Annotated in this window: 10 protein-coding genes; 2 read left to right on the top strand and 8 right to left on the bottom strand. The window is 66.3% G+C overall.

What is annotated here, in order from left to right:
* Window position 1 precedes the first annotated feature (1 nt).
* Together ACY34H_RS22665 and ACY34H_RS22660 are read right to left on the bottom strand one after the other, a co-directional pair.
* Window positions 2-634, bottom strand: coding sequence for a helix-turn-helix transcriptional regulator (locus ACY34H_RS22665; protein ID WP_464979729.1), 633 nt, complete (start codon window positions 632-634; stop codon window positions 2-4).
* 89 nt (window positions 635-723) lie between these two features.
* Window positions 724-1,608, bottom strand: coding sequence for an alpha/beta hydrolase (locus tag ACY34H_RS22660; RefSeq protein WP_464979728.1), 885 nt, complete (start codon window positions 1,606-1,608; stop codon window positions 724-726).
* 48 nt (window positions 1,609-1,656) lie between these two features.
* On the opposite strand from ACY34H_RS22660, the gene ACY34H_RS22655 reads away from it, so the two are divergent.
* Window positions 1,657-2,292: a 3-keto-disaccharide hydrolase gene (locus ACY34H_RS22655; RefSeq protein ID WP_464979727.1), complete on the top strand. Its 636-nt coding sequence runs from the start codon at window positions 1,657-1,659 to the stop codon at window positions 2,290-2,292.
* Window positions 2,293-2,459: 167 nt separating this feature from the next.
* Here the strand turns inward: ACY34H_RS22655 and ACY34H_RS22650 are convergent, their stop codons facing one another.
* Window positions 2,460-3,806 (bottom strand): hypothetical protein, encoded by a 1,347-nt coding sequence (locus ACY34H_RS22650; RefSeq protein WP_464979726.1) that lies wholly within the window; start codon window positions 3,804-3,806, stop codon window positions 2,460-2,462.
* A 124-nt stretch (window positions 3,807-3,930) separates the two neighbouring features.
* Here ACY34H_RS22650 and ACY34H_RS22645 point away from each other — a divergent pair, with 124 nt between their 5' ends.
* Window positions 3,931-5,619 carry a GDSL-type esterase/lipase family protein gene (locus tag ACY34H_RS22645; RefSeq protein ID WP_464979725.1) on the top strand — a complete coding sequence of 563 codons (1,689 nt, stop codon included), beginning with the start codon at window positions 3,931-3,933 and terminating at the stop codon, window positions 5,617-5,619.
* Window positions 5,620-5,712: 93 nt separating this feature from the next.
* Here ACY34H_RS22645 and ACY34H_RS22640 read toward each other — a convergent pair whose 3' ends face one another.
* The 5 genes from ACY34H_RS22640 to ACY34H_RS22620 all read right to left on the bottom strand — a co-directional run bounded on the left by ACY34H_RS22640 (window position 5,713) and on the right by ACY34H_RS22620 (window position 14,278).
* Window positions 5,713-7,701 carry a rhamnogalacturonan lyase gene (locus tag ACY34H_RS22640; RefSeq protein WP_464979724.1) on the bottom strand — a complete coding sequence of 663 codons (1,989 nt, stop codon included), beginning with the start codon at window positions 7,699-7,701 and terminating at the stop codon, window positions 5,713-5,715.
* A gap of 91 nt (window positions 7,702-7,792) precedes the next feature.
* Window positions 7,793-9,217 carry a glycoside hydrolase family 88/105 protein gene (locus ACY34H_RS22635; RefSeq protein ID WP_464979723.1) on the bottom strand — a complete coding sequence of 475 codons (1,425 nt, stop codon included), beginning with the start codon at window positions 9,215-9,217 and terminating at the stop codon, window positions 7,793-7,795.
* Between the two features lie 290 nt (window positions 9,218-9,507).
* A complete protein-coding gene (locus ACY34H_RS22630; protein WP_464979722.1) occupies window positions 9,508-11,940 on the bottom strand; it encodes a TonB-dependent receptor in 2,433 nt (810 codons plus the stop codon).
* Window positions 11,941-12,056: 116 nt separating this feature from the next.
* Window positions 12,057-13,001 carry a glycoside hydrolase family 43 protein gene (locus ACY34H_RS22625; RefSeq protein WP_464979721.1) on the bottom strand — a complete coding sequence of 315 codons (945 nt, stop codon included), beginning with the start codon at window positions 12,999-13,001 and terminating at the stop codon, window positions 12,057-12,059.
* On the bottom strand, window positions 12,998-14,278 hold the full coding sequence (locus ACY34H_RS22620; RefSeq protein WP_464979720.1) for a rhamnogalacturonan acetylesterase: 1,281 nt from the start codon (window positions 14,276-14,278) through the stop codon (window positions 12,998-13,000). The genes ACY34H_RS22625 and ACY34H_RS22620 overlap by 4 nt, the downstream gene beginning before the upstream one ends.
* Window positions 14,279-14,584: the final 306 nt, after the last annotated feature.

Raw genomic sequence — 14,584 nt, 5'->3', positions numbered from 1 at the left:
CCTACTTGACGTCGTTATAGGCCGTCGCGCGCGAAATGCCCAGGTGCGCGGCCGCGATTTCCATCGCGCGCCGCACTTCCAGGAAGCCGGCGGCCTTCAGCTCGCGCATCAGCGCGCGCCGGTCCTCGGCCTTCAGCAGTTGCGGCGACGCGGCCAGGCCGGCCGCGTACTGGTCGATGCGGCGGCGGATCGCTTCCGCATTGGCCGGGTCCAGCGATTCCTGGAAGGGCGCCGCATCGGTGGCGGAAAACTGCTGCAGCGCGGCCTGCATCGAGCGGAACATCGACATGTCCACGTTCAGGCACAGCGCGGCGACGTAGTTGCCCCGCGCATCCTTGATGCCGATCGAGGTGCTCTTGGCCGGGCGGCCATCGGCGAACCGGTTGGCGTAGTTGGCCAACACCTGCGGGTAGGCGCTGTCGGCGATGCGCGCCAGCCCCAGCTCCGTCGCGGGATCGCCGGGTGCCCGGCCCGACAGGTTGTTGTGGATGGCGAGGATCGCGTGATCAGGGTCGCGCAGGTCGTGCACGACCACCTCGCAGAATGGCGCGAAGGTTTGCGCCAGGCCCGCGGCGATGTGGTCTAGCTGGGTGACCAGCGCGGCGGCGTCGGAATCGATCGGATGCTTGGACATGCCTGACATTGTATCCGGCCGCCGGCTGACCGGCGGCATGCTTCGGCGGCCTGCATCGGCGGCTTGCTTCGGCTCCTTACATTGGCGGCTTACTTCGCCGCCGGGACGGCCGGCGTCAGCAGCCCGCGGGCGCGCAGCCATTCCTCGGCACGGCGCGGCCATTGCGAGGCGTTGGCCAGGCCGTCGCGCATGCCCATGCCGTGCGAGCCCTGTTCGAACAGGTACATCTCGGCCGGCACCTTGTTCTTCGTGAGGGCCTGGTAGAACAGGATGCTGTTCTCGACCGGCACCGCGGTGTCGGCCTGGGTGTGGATCAGCAGGGTGGGCGGCGTGCGCGGCGTGACCTGGCGGTCGACCGACATCAGCTGCACCAGCTCCTGCGACGGGCTGGCACCCAGCAGCGCCTTGCGCGAACCCATGTGCGCGGCGGGGCCTTCCATCGCGATCACCGGGTACATCAGCACGAGGAAGTCGGGGCGGGCGCTGACCTTGTCCAGGTCCGTACCGGTACGGCCGGCCGGGTTGTCGAACAGCGTGCCGGCGCTGGCGGCGAGGTGGCCGCCGGCCGAACTGCCCATCACGCCGATGCGGTTCGGGTCGATGCCGAATTCGGCCGCGCGCGAACGGAGCAGGCGCACGGCGCGCAGCACGTCCTGCAGCGGGGCGGGGTGGCCGAACTCCTGCATGCGGTAGTTCAGCACGAACGTCGTCACGCCCAGGGTGCTGAGCCAGGTCGCATACTGGGTGCCCTCGCGGTCGACCGCCTGGCGCACGTAGCCGCCGCCCGGCGCCACGATGATGGCGGTGCCGTTCGGGCGATCGACGGCCGGTCCGACCAGCGTCAGCGTGGGGTTCGACGTGTTCTGGATATAGCCCTTGCCGTTCTGTTCCGGGCCGATATCCTTCTTGCCGGGCACCCCTTCGGGCCACAGGGGGAGGACGGTGGGAGCTGCGTAGGCGGATGACATGGACATGGCAAGCAGGATGGGAAGAACGAATTTTTTCATGAGTGGGGAAGTGTAATGATCAAGAAGATATTGTGCACGGGACTGCTGGCTTTGTGTGCGTCGGCCGGTGCGGCCGACCGGATTGACCTGTTTGCGGCGCGCGACCTCGCCGGCTGGGAACTGCGCACCGATCCCGCCGCCGCCGCCGCCGACGTATTCCGGCGGCAGCCGGACGGCACGATCGCCACCGACGGCAAGCCATCCGGCTTCCTGGCCACCACGGACAGCTACCGCAACTACCGGCTGCACGTCGAATGGCGCTGGACCGGCAAGCCGGGCAACGGCGGCGTACTGCTGCACATTTCCGGCGGCCCGATGGACCGCGTGTGGCCGACCAGCATCCAGGTGCAGACCAAGGACGGCGCCGCCGGCGACCTGCTGCCAATGGCCGCCGCCACGTTCGCCGAGCCGCCCACCAGCGCCCCCGGCGCCCAGCCCGTCATCAAGGCGCGCACGGGCGAGAACAGCGAACACCCCGCCGGCGAATGGAACAGCGCCGACATCGTCTGCCGCGACGGCACCATCGACGTCGCCATCAACGGCGTCGCCCAGAACCGCATCACGAAGGCCCAGCCGGCCGAAGGCCGCATCGGCTTCCAGCTCGAAGGCTCCGCGTACCAGCTGCGCAACGTCACCCTCGAAAAGCTGTAACCACAGCAAAACCGCAAAACTGGGGACGTACCCCTGTTTAGAGGAAAAACTATGCATTCGACAGGGCTGGCGCACCAGTGCGCCAGCGCAATTGCCTGGAAACAGGGGTCCGTCCCCAGTTTTGTAGTTGCCTGAGAACAGGGGTCCGTCCCCAGTTTTGGTGGCGGTTATTTTTTGCGCTTCAGCCACTCCTTCGGCACGGGCACGATGGCGATGTTCATTGCCTTGCCATCGGCCGACAGCATGGCCGACTGGATCTGGATCTTCGTGCCGTCGGCATTGAAGGTGGGGTGCGGATGGTCGGCGGCGGTGGTCTTGTGGCCGGTGGTGAGCATCTTCATCTCGCGCGTCTTCCGGTCGATCAGCCACAGCGAGCGGGAAAAGTCGTCGCCGACGGCTAAGCGGCCGTCGGGCGAGCCGTGCACGTGCCACAAGCCGCTGCCGGACGGTGTCTGCCCGGCGATCGTCATCTCGCGGGTACGCAGGTTGACGATGGCCAGGCCGGTCGGCTTTTCACGCGTGCCGGCATCGCCCCAGGCGGCATCCTGGCCGGGATTGGCGCCGTAGACGCCGGTCGCCGGTGCGTCGACACCGCCGCCGCCATCCTTGACCGGCCGGTGGCCCATCAGCGCCATCGCCACTTCATCCTTGGTGATCACCGCCTCGTGCGTCACCCATTCGTACGGCGCTTCCGGGTACAGCGGACGCAGGCCGGTGCCGTCCGAGCGCACGGTCCAGGTGCGCTGCGGCGACTTGCCGCCGGTCTCCCAGCAGAACACGATCTCGCCCGGATTCCACAGGTTGGCCTGGATATGGCCGATCTGGAAGCCGACCGACACCACGTGCCGGATTTCTCCCGTCTTCACGTTCATGCGCGCGATGCCGTTCGGGCCCGCGCCCATGTTGCGCGGGCCGAAGTTCTCCTCGATCTTCGCGCCCGGCGGCAGGTGCTTCGCCGCCGCGTTGCGGCCGACGCGGAAGTACACCCATTCCTCATCGGCATCGAGCGCCATGTCGCCGCCCGCTTCCAGGTCGGCCGGCGTGGTGCCGGCAATACGCTGGTACGCGTCCGGCGCCTTCATGCTGCCGGCGGCGCTGTCGCGGAACACGGCCGCCAGGTCCACCTCGACGATCTGCAGCACGCCTTTCTCGGCAGCCTGGCGCATGAAGAACAGCTTCATCGACTTCTGCGCCAGGTTAAGCATGCCCGTGTAGCCGCCCTCGGTGACCTGCACCAGCGCGCCGGAAGCCTCGTTGACGGCCAACGCCTCGCCTTTTACCCGGTTCGAGCGGAACACCAGCCACTTGCCGTCCGACGTCCATTGCGGATGCGTCGGGTAGATTTTCGAGTCGCCCTGCGGCGTGCTGGTGAGGAAGGTCAGCATCGTGCCGGTGACGGGATCCTTGACGACCTTGCGTTCGGACGGAAAGCGCTGGCCGATGCCGGCGTGGGCGGCGGTGGTGAAGCAGAGCGCCGCGCACACGGCGGCGCGCAGCAGGGAAGAGGTGTTCATCGTGTGTGTGCCCCGGGTGGAAAGCGCCGATTGTGCGCCTGATCATCATGGGGCTCCACTCATCTTGCTGAGCGTTTGAAAGCCTGCCGGACCCCCGCGAAAACCGCTGACTTAGAATGAGTCCATGAAACGATACCTTCACTTCCTCCTTCTTTTCCTCTTCTTCCAGGCGTTCGCCCATGCCCAGGCCCCCCTGCCGGCGGCGGTGAATACCGATCCGGCCAAAGCGCAGGTGGTGCTGCCGGAGCCGGCCGATGCCTCCTTGCCATCGCTGGTGCTGATCGGCGACTCGACGGTGCGCAACGGCCACGACGACGGCCAGGGCAAGGGCCCGGCCGGCCAGTGGGGCTGGGGCAACCCGATCGCGAACTACTTCGACAGGTCGAAGATCAACATCGTCAACCGCGCCGTCGGCGGGCTGTCCAGCCGCACCTATGTCACCAGCGGGCATTGGCAGCGCACCCTCGCGCTGATCAAGAAGGGCGACGTGGTGCTGATGCAGTTCGGGCACAACGACGCCAGCGCCATCAACGACACCAGCCGCGCGCGCGGCACGATCCGCGGCACCGGCAACGAAACCGAGGACATCGACAACCTGCTGACGAAACAGCGCGAGACGGTGCACAGCTACGGTTGGTACCTGGGCGACTACATCGCCCAGATCCGCGCGAAGGGCGCGACGCCGGTCGTGGTCTCGCTGATTCCGCGCAAGCGCTGGGCCGATGACGGCAAGGTGCGCCGCAACGCCGGCGACTACGCCGGCTGGGCGAAGGAAGTGGCGCGCCGCGAGAACGCCGGCTTCATCGACCTGAACGAACTGGCCGCGCGCCGCTACGACGAGATCGGCCGCGATGAAGTCATGAAGCTGTTCCCGCTGGTGACGCCGGACGAATCGGTGCACACCAACTGGGCCGGCGCCGACCTGAACGCGCGCATCGTCGTCGGCGGCATCAAGGCGCTCAATATCGGGCCGCTGGTCGCCGCATTGAATGAAGCCGGCAGGGCCATCCCCGCCACCGCCGCCAGCGAGGACGATCGCCCGGTGGTCGACGCCAGGACCGTGAAGGCCGAGCAGGCCGCGAACCGCGCGCTGCCCACGCTGCACCTGGTCGGCGACTCGACGGTGAAGAGCGGCGGCGCCGGCGGCCATATCGGCTGGGGCGAGCGCATCGCACCATATTTCGACGCGGGCAGGGTCAACGTCGTCAACCACGCGATCGGCGGTCGCAGCAGCCGTACGTTCTACACCGAAGGGCGCTGGCAGAAAGTGCTGGACCAGCTGAAGGCCGGCGACGCGGTGCTGATCCAGTTCGGCCACAACGACGGCGGCAGGATCGGCGATCCCGCGATGAAAGGGCGCGCTTCCGGCCCCGGTACCGGCCCGGAAACGGTGGAGGACAGGAAGCCGGACGGCACGGTCGAGCAGGTGCATACCTTCGGCTGGTACATGGCGCGCTATGTGCAGGATGCAAAGGCAAAAGGCGCGACGGTGGTGCTGCTGTCGCCGATCCCGCACCGCGACGCCTGGCAGGACCGCCGCGACTTCGAGAATTTCGCCCAGTGGGGCCGCGAAGTGGCGCAGCGCCACGGCGCCCTGTTCGCCGACCTGACGATGGTCATCACCGAAGGCTACCGGCGCGCCGGCGCGAACGTCGTCGACACGTACTTCAGCGATGCGCGCACGCACACCAACGAAGCCGGCGCCGCCTTCAACGCCCAGCGCGTGGTCGCCGCGGTGAAGGGCCTGCCGGGTGGGGTGGTGGACAAGTGGCTGTCGGCGCAAGGCCAGCAGGTGGAAGCCGCGAGCCGCTGACAACGTCCGAGCAGCCATCAACAACAATTGGGGACGGACCCTGTTTTTCAGGAAATTTCCTGAAAAACAGGGTCCGTCCCTATTATTTGGTTTCTACTTCGGCATGCCTTCGCCGATGTAGTACGAGGGCCATGGCGGCTGGTTGTACGCGGTGTTCTGCCAGGCGATGGCGGCGCGGTATTGCGGGTCGTGCATCAGCGTGGTGAGCTTGTGCGCGGTCGGGATCGCCGTCGAGTAGATGCGCAGGCTGCTGTTGTCGGCAGCGCGCCAGATGACTTCCTCGCGCCAGTCGCCGAACAGGTCCGCGGACAAGGCCGGATTCGACTTGGTGCCGTTGTTCGACGCGGCGCCTTCCGCGTTCAGCAGCACGTCGGCATGGCCGGCCTGCCAGTTCCATTTCGAGATCTTCGTGCCGTCCAGCAGCTCACGCTGCAGGTCGCCGTCCCACCACACCATGAAGTTCATCTGGCCCGGGCGCGTTTGCGAAATCACGTTGCCCTTGGCATCGAACAGCTTCGGCGATGCCGCCGACCATGCCTCGGCACCCGGGAAGCGCGGATCGATGTCGCCCGCCGCGCCGCGGCCGGTGTCCTTGGTGGCGGGAGTGGACCACAGCACCTCGCCGGTGCGCGCATCGACCATCGCCGCGCCGCGGTTCTGCGCCATTGGCATGTTCTCGTGCACGCCCCATTTCTCCAGGCCCGGCCGGGCCGGGTCGAGATCGCCCACGTGCATCGCATCGCCGTGGCCCATGCCGGTCGTCCACAACGGCTTGCCGTCGTCATCCAGCGCCATCGCGCCGTAGATGATCTCGTGACGGCCGTCGCCATCCACGTCGGCCACGCTGAACTGGTGGTTGCCCTGGCCCGAGTAGCCTTTCGGCACGCCGGCCGCTTCCGAATCGAAGTACCAGCGCTGTTTCAGTTTGCCGCCCGTGAAGTCGACGGCGGCGATCGTGGTGCGCGCGTAGTAGCCGCGTGCGAAGACGGCGCTCGGGTGCTTGCCGTCCAGCCAGGCGGTGCCGGCCAGGTAGCGGTCGGAGCGGTTGGCATAGGCATCGCCCCAGCGCGCCTTCAGTTCGTCGCCGGTGGGGTTGTCGCCATTTTCTCCGCGCTTCGACGGATACGGGATGGTGTCCAGCACGCGCCCGGTGGCGCCTTCGAACACGGACAGGTATTCCGGCCCTTTCAGGATGCGGCCCATGAAGCCGGCCATCAGCTTGCCGTCGTCGGTACGGCGCGCGCCGGTGCGGTCGGTCTGCTCGATCTCGCCGCTGCCGCTGACCCAGTTGGCGCCCGCATCGCCGATCGCCTTGCCGGTGCCGTCACGCGAGCCGTCCGCGGTCTTGACGATCAGTTCGGCCTTGCCGTCGCCGTCGTAGTCGGCCACCTGGAACTGCGTGTAATGCGCCCCGGCGCGGATGTTCGGGCCGAGGTTCACGCGCCACAGCAGCTTGCCATCGAGCTTGTACGCATCGAGCAGCACGTTGCCGGTGAAACCCGCGCAGCAGTTGTCCTTCGACTCGGTCGGGTCCCATTTCAGCACGATCTCGTACTGCCCATCGCCATCGAGGTCGGCCACCGATGCATCGTTGGCGTTGTACGTGTATTCCTTGCCATCCGCGGTCTTGCCGCCGGCCGGGCGCTGCAGCGGCACGGTGAGGAAGCCGTCGATGGCCAGCGCCTTGCTGGCCGCACCCTCCGTGCCGTTCGCCACCTCGCGCACTTCGTAGGCACCGGCGCCGCCGGCGGTATCGTTGAAGTTGGTCGACGTGGCAAGCGGTTCCGCGTTCAGCTTCCTGCCGTCGCGGTAGACGTTGAACGCCAGCCCCGGCGCGTCGGTCGCCAGCGCGCGCCAGCTGACCAGCGTGCCTTCCTTGCCGCGCACGGCCACCGCGCCGCGGTCCAGTTTTTCCAGCTGCATCGCGGTCTTCGCCGGCACCACTGCCGTGGCGATCGTGGCGATTGTGGCCGCGCTGCCGGGCGCCGCGCCATTGGCCGTGGCCTGCATGCCGGATGTACCGGATGTACCGCAGGCGGCGGCCATCATCGCCAGCGCGACGGCGGCGGCGCAGCGTGTCATCGTTGTATTCACTGTTTTGTCTCCCGCTAAAAAAAAGCGGCCGCGGTCCCGGAAGGGGAGCGCAGCCGCGGTGTCATCCAGAACGCAATGCTTAACGCTGGCCCTGGTACATGAAGCCGCTGTCGTTCAGGCCGAACTTGTACTTCTTGTTCATCTCGATGATCTCGGCGCCGGCCAGCAGCAGCGGGCCGTAGCCGTGCGCGGCGCGGGTGCTGGTCGGGCGGTAGTAGTAGAACGCCGGGTCGAACGCCATGCCGGTGCCCACGCAGATGCCTTCGATCTCGCCTTTCGCGTTGACCTTCTGGGCCACCGCGTTCCAGGCCAGGTTGGCCATCGGACCGTACATTTCCTTGTCCAGGTAGCCGCGGTTGACGGCGCGCGCGATCGCATACGTGTAGATCGCCGTGGCCGAGGTTTCCAGGTACGAGTCGTTACGGTCGATCAGCTGGTGCCACAGGCCGTCCTTGTGCTGGAATTTCGCCAGGCCTTTCGCGTGGGCGCGCAGCTGGTCTTCGACCGCCTTGTAGCCCTTGTGGTTCTTCGGCAGCACTTCCAGCACTTCGACCATCGCCATGATGGCCCAGCCGTTGGCGCGCGCCCAGTGCAGTTCCGGATGATCGCGCAGGCCTTCCACGTAGCCGTGCATGTAGATGCCCAGCTGCGGGTTGAACATGCGCTTCGAGAACTGCAGCACCTGCTTCACCGCGTCGTCATAGTACTTCGCGTTGCCGGTGTCCTTGCCCAGCAGGGCGATGGTCGGCACGCCCATGAACATGTCGTCCAGCCACAGCGTGTTGGTCAGCGGGCGCTGCTTGTTGCCGCCCTTGCCATCCGGGCCGCCGCGCGCCAGCGTGCCGTCCGGCAGCCGGTACTCTTTTTCGGTGACGAACTTGCCGCAGATGTCGACCATCTGGCCATAGTTCACCTTGGAGCCCATCTGCTTGGCCTTCAGGAAGCTCATGCACAGCGCGCCGGCGTCGTCCAGCGCGTGCGGGTTCAGGAAGCTCTTGATCGGCGCATGCGCGTTGGCCGGATCGGCCTTCACCGAGGGCAGGTACAGGCGCGTGAGGTCGGCCAGCAGCTGGTGGCGCTTCGTCGTGTATTCGGTATAGCGCTTGTCGCCGGTGGCGGCGCCGGCGGCCAGCATGCCGGCGTACGTCACGCCCCATTCATAGCTGGTCAGGCGGAAGTCGCCCGGCTTCAGCACCGCATCCGGATCGGCCTTGTCCAGCTTCGCGATCGGCGCGTGCGATGTCTTGTTGATCAATTCGGCCGGCGTGGTGGCGTCCAGGTACGTAAACACGCGGTCCATCACCGCCTTCACTTCGGCCGCTTCCATCGCGCGGTATGGGTTCGGGTATTTCACGACGAGCGCGTGCAGCATCGCGTCCGCGGCGGCCGGGCCTTTCTCTTGCGCGACAGGGGCTTCCTGCGCCATCAGCTGCAGGGAGGTGCATGCGAGCAGCGTGCCGATCAGCAGCCGGCCAGCCTTCAGTTTGAACGGGGTCTTCTTCACTTGAACTATCGTCTCCGAGGTTATTGATGGCCGCGCTTGCGATCCGATGGTGACAGTAGCCGATATGAAGGGGAGGTGCAATGCGGTGAGCGCTTCGGGGGCGTTTTGCTCGCATTGTTGATTGGAGAGGGAGCAAGTGTACGCGTGCGAAAACCGGGGTCAGTCCCCTGACAGCGAAGTTGGATGCCTCGGATGCTGACACTTACCGGGGACAGACCCCTGTACGCAGGCGCCAATTGCGACATCGAGCGTGATTCAGGCGCCCGCATTGCTGCAGGCGCCTTTTGTGCTTACATACCGGGACCGAAGCCGCCGGGGCCGGGGCCGCGCGGGCCGTCGCCCTGTGGGCCGCGGAACATGCCGGGGTTGTTGCGCAGCCGCGCGTCACCCGTGACGCCGCCGAACTGGTAGGTCAGGCCCACCATGAGGATGCGGCCTTCCTGCTTGCTGTAGGAGACGGTGCGCACCGTGTCGGAGATCTCGGTGATCTTGCGATCGTTGCTGTCGAAGGCATCCCTGAGCATCGTGCGCAGCGTGATCCGCGGTGCGACGTTCCAGGTCCAGGCCAGCATCACCTGCCAGGACGGGTCATACTCCGCCAGGCCGCGCAGTTCGCGGCCCGTGTAGTTGCCGTTCACCTGGAAAGTATGGCCGGGGATACCCGAATACTGCAGGCGTGTCTGGAGGTTCTTCGAATTGACCTTGCGCTCCGATTCCACCGAGTAGTAGGCGCCATCGCCATTCACCAGCCGCGCCAGGTACGACTGCGAGATATTGCGCAGGTTGACCGTGGCGCCGATGGACAGCGTGCGCGTGGGCTTGCCCTGCAAATTGACGCTGAAGCCATCGGTGGTGTTCTCGCCATAGTTCACCGCCTGGCTGATCACGGCGGAAGTGCCGGGCACCGGCGTCAGGAAGCGCCCCAGCAGCGGGCTGGCTTTCTCGCGATACAGCGTCACGTTGGTGTTCAGCCAGTCCCACGTGTCCGAGTATTTGAGGTCGAACTTGTCGGTGTTGGTCGGCGTCAGCCGCGGGTCGCCCTGCGAGAAATTCTGCTCGTCCTGGTATTGCAGGTTCGGATTGATATCGTCGCGGCCCGGCCGGTTGATGCGCCGCGAATACGCGCCCGTCACGGTCGCCCCCCGTTCGCCCCAGCCGTATTGCAGGTGCATGCTGGGCAGGAATTTCCTGCTGCTGTCGCTGGCCGAATTGCCCTGGTTGACGTAGTCGATGTCCCGGTCGATGCGCTCGTAGCGAACGCCAGGCATGGCGATCCAGTTGTCGGACAGGCGGATGTTCGGCGAGAAGTACAGCGCGTACGAGCGTTCGCTGGTCTTGAACGCGCTGGCGCGGTCGTCGTCGACGATCTCTTCGCCCGTCAGCGGGTCGATGTTGAAGTAGTCGGCATCCGAGCTGCCGTTGTTCACGCCGATCTTCATGCCCGCCCGGTAGTTGAAGCGCGGATTGACGCGGTCGCGGTAGTCGATGGAGAAGTCGGTGACGCGGTTCTGCGAGTCGTTGCCGTTGGTGCTTTCCAGGCGCGCACCGGACGGCGGTGCCACCACGTAGGCGTTGCGGTTCCAGCTGTCGTTATCCTGCTTGTTGCCCGAACTGCGCAGGTCGAAGCTCAGTATCTCGTCGCGGCTGAACTTGCGCTCGTAGTTCAGTGTCAGCTGGTACTGGCTGCTTTCGTTGTCGCTGTTGCGGTTGCGGCGGTAGTCCTCGTAGATGGAACCGTCGGCGCGGCGCGTGCGGTAGCTCTCGTTCGAATCGGGCGTGCTTTCGCGCTGGTTCACGTTCAGCGCGGCGCTGAAGCGGTCGGTCTCGCCGATGTTGTAGCTGATCGACGGGGCGAACATGATCGAGCGCGAAGGCGAGTTGCTGACGAGGTCGCGCCGCGTGGTGCGGGTGTCGCTGCCGGTCTGGAGTTCGCTGTCGGTCCAGCCGGTGCGTTCGTTGACATTGCGGATCACCCCCAGGTTGCCATCGACCTGCATGCGGCCCGAGTTGTAACTGCCGCGCATGAAGGTGTTGTAGCGGCCGTCCGGACCCACGCTGCCCGTCAGCGAACCCTGGCCGCCGGCCGGGCGCACGCGGCGCGTGACCAGGTTCAGGATCGGCCCGCCGCCGCCTTCGGAACCGAATTCGGCACCCGGCGTGGTGATGACCTCGATGCTCTCCAGCGCATCGGCGGGGTAGCCGTTCAGCGCATCGCCGGCGTTCTCGCCGGAGAACATGGCGGAGCGCTTGCCGTTCACGAAGATCTGCGTGTTCTGGTTGCCGCGCACGGCCACCTTGCCGTCCTGGTCGACGGTAACGTTCGGCACGTTGGCGATCACGTCCGCCGCCGAAGCGCTGGGCGTCACCGCATCGGATTTCACGTCGTAGACGGAACGGTCGATCTGCTCGGCGGGGCGTTCGGCCACCACGGTCACGGTCTGCATCTCGGTCACGCCAGGCTGCTGCTCCTCGGGCTTCTTCACTTCATCGGCCGGCTTGCCGGTGACGGCGGGCGTGGCCTGCGTGGCTGGCGTGGCGGCCGGCCGCGCCGTGGCCGAAGGCGTGGCCGCGGGTGTGGCCGATGAAGCAGCCGATGAAGCAGCCGATGAAGTAGCAGATGCAGCGGTCGATGCCTGCTGCGCGTGCGCCAGGCCCAGTTGCCCGACCAGGGCACCGAGCAGCAGCGCGGGAAGAGGGCGCAGGACGAGTTTCGATGGGTTCATTGCGTGACGACTTGTTGTTGGTATGGTGGGCCGGATTGTACCTGCCGCCAACGTTGCCATTATTTCCACCGCAAGTCGTTAAGTAACATAGTGTGAATCGATACGCACACAGTTACTCATTCGGCCGCGCGCAGCTTCGCCAGCACGGCTTCCGGCACCGGAATCACGGTGCCGTGCCGCATGCGCACCGGCGTGCCTTCGTCCGGGAAGTGCATCCTGTCCGTCACGTTTTCCCAGGTCTTCAGGTCGCGCGAGCGCAGCGCGCCGTAGTGCTTCGTGGTGTACGCATCGAAGTACATGATCACTTCCTTGCCGGCCTGGATCGCCGTCGGGCCCTCGACCCACAGGCCTTTCGGCGTGATCGGTGCCGACAGCGGCTTGAACGGCCCGCGCAGGTCCGGCGCCTCGGCCACCTGCAGGTACTTGCGCGGCGGCTTCACGGTTTCATCCTTGACGATCAGGTAGTCCTTGCCGTTGGCGCGCACGAACGTGGCATCGATGACGGAGAAGCCCGGGTCGTAGAACAGCTGCGTGGGCGCGAAGCTCGTGAAATCCTTCGTGGTCGTGTAGTACATCCGGTGGTTGTACTTCTGCTCGGAGGAGCCGGCCGTCTCGGTAAATTTGCCCGGCACGGTGGAAGCCCAGAAGATCAGGAATTCGCCGCGCTTGTCGTCGTACACGATCTCCGGCGCCCACGCGTTCAGCACGCCCGGTTCATGCGCCATCACCGGCAGTTCCTTCTGCTCCGACCAGGTGATCAGATCCTTCGACGAGGCGTAGCCGATATTGTTCTCGTTCCATCCCGACGTCCACACCATGTGGTACGTGCCGTCCGGCCCGCGCACGATGCACGGATCGCGCATCAGTTTCGACTTGCCCACCTTGGGCACGAGGAAGCTCTTGCCGCCGGCGACCTTGTCCCATTTATACGCGTCGCTGCTGGCGGCGAAGTGCAGGCCGTCTTCGCCGTTCTTGGTGAAGTAGGCGAACAGGTAGCCGTCCGCCGCGAAGGCGGGCAGGGCGCAGGAGAACAATGCGGTAGCGAGTACTTGACGGATCATCGGTTGGCCTCGTCGCCCAGCGGGCGCTCGTTGGTGTAGCGGGGGCTCGCCGGGACGGCGAACTTGTCGAATGGATCGGGGCGGGCGGGATCGAAGGCGAAACCGTCGACCACCTGGTCGGCGACAGGCAGCTTCGCGTCGCGCATGCCGGCCACGATGGCCTTGGCCAGCAGGTACGCGCCGTAATTGCTGTGGTGCGTGTTGTCGATCTGGCCATCCTTGCCGGTGGCGAACGCCGGCTTCGAGCCTTCCACGCCGAGGGCGCCGTACAGTACCTTGCTGGTGGCGTTCAGGTCGATGTACGGCACGTCCAGCTCGCGGGCGGACTGGCTGGCGGCGGCGGCGTAATCGGTCAATGTCGATTCCGGCTTGCCGGCGGCATCGAAACGGCGGCGCTCCATCGACGACACCACGACCGGCAGTCCGCCCACGGCGCGCACCATCTCCACGTGCTGGCGCAGCTCCGCCTTGTAGGTGGTGAACGGGCCGCCGTTGCCGGCCTTGATCTGCTTCTGGTCGTTGTGGCCGAACTGCAGCAGCACCACGTCGCCGGGGCGCAGCTGCGACACGATCTTGTCGATGCGGCGGCGCGCCAGCGAATCGCGGAACGTTTCGCCCGATTGCGCGTGGTTGGCCACGGCGACACCAGGCTTGAAGAAGCGCGTCAGCATCTGGCCCCAGCTGGCATACGGCTCGCCTGGCTGGTCGCTGACGGTGGAATCGCCCAGCAGGAAGATAGTGGGTAATTGCACGGGCTTGATCTCGACCTTGTCGACGCCGCCATGGATCTCCAGCGTGACGCGCTTGTCCCAGTTCCACGCTTCCTGCACCGTTTCGCGCGGCGCCTTCAAGTTGACCATGCCCGCCTTCATGCCGTTCGCGGCGGCGATGACCGGCGTGCGCGTGTTGACGACGAACGTGCGCGTGACGCTCTGCCCGGCGGGCACGACGACGTTTTCCAGCATCAGCCGGCGCACTTCCGACTTGATCGTGTGCGTGCCCGGGCCGAGCGTGACGGTGATCGCCACGTTTCCTTCCGGGACATCGGCCGAGAAGAACGTGGCGGCCGCGCGGTTTTCAGCGCCGTTGTCTGCGCCGTTGTCCAATTCATAGCCGAAGCCGCGGGCGCTGTCGTAGGCCGCGCCGGCCTGCACGGCGGTATGGCCCGGCGCGGCCTTGCCGGTGAAATCGAAGCGCCAGCCGTCGGCGGGCATGGCGGCGAAGGAAGCGGGGGCGGCCAGGGCGAGCAGCAGGCCGGCGAGCGTTTTGATCTTCATGTCGGATGAGGGAGTGGTTGCCTGCGCGGTATTTTATGGGGCTGGCGGTGAGGGGTGCGGTGACGGCGGAAAGAATCAGCGCGGTGAGCGCGGGGGAGAGGTTGCGAATAACCGCTGAGCAGCAGGGGTCAGGAAGGAGCGCCCCCGTGCACGGTGGCACCGCTATGCAGGCGGGGACCATGGTCCCCGAAACCCCTGCTTCGCCCCAGCGGCTCGCGGCCAACAGCTACCGCTTGCCGAATCAGCGCGCGGAGGGCGCCGGTGTCCGGCCGCCAGCTACCGAAAGCTGAAGCAGCCGATACGCAG

Source organism: Pseudoduganella sp. jia 9 (assembly GCF_055502615.1).
This window is presented reverse-complemented; position numbering and strand designations above follow the sequence as displayed.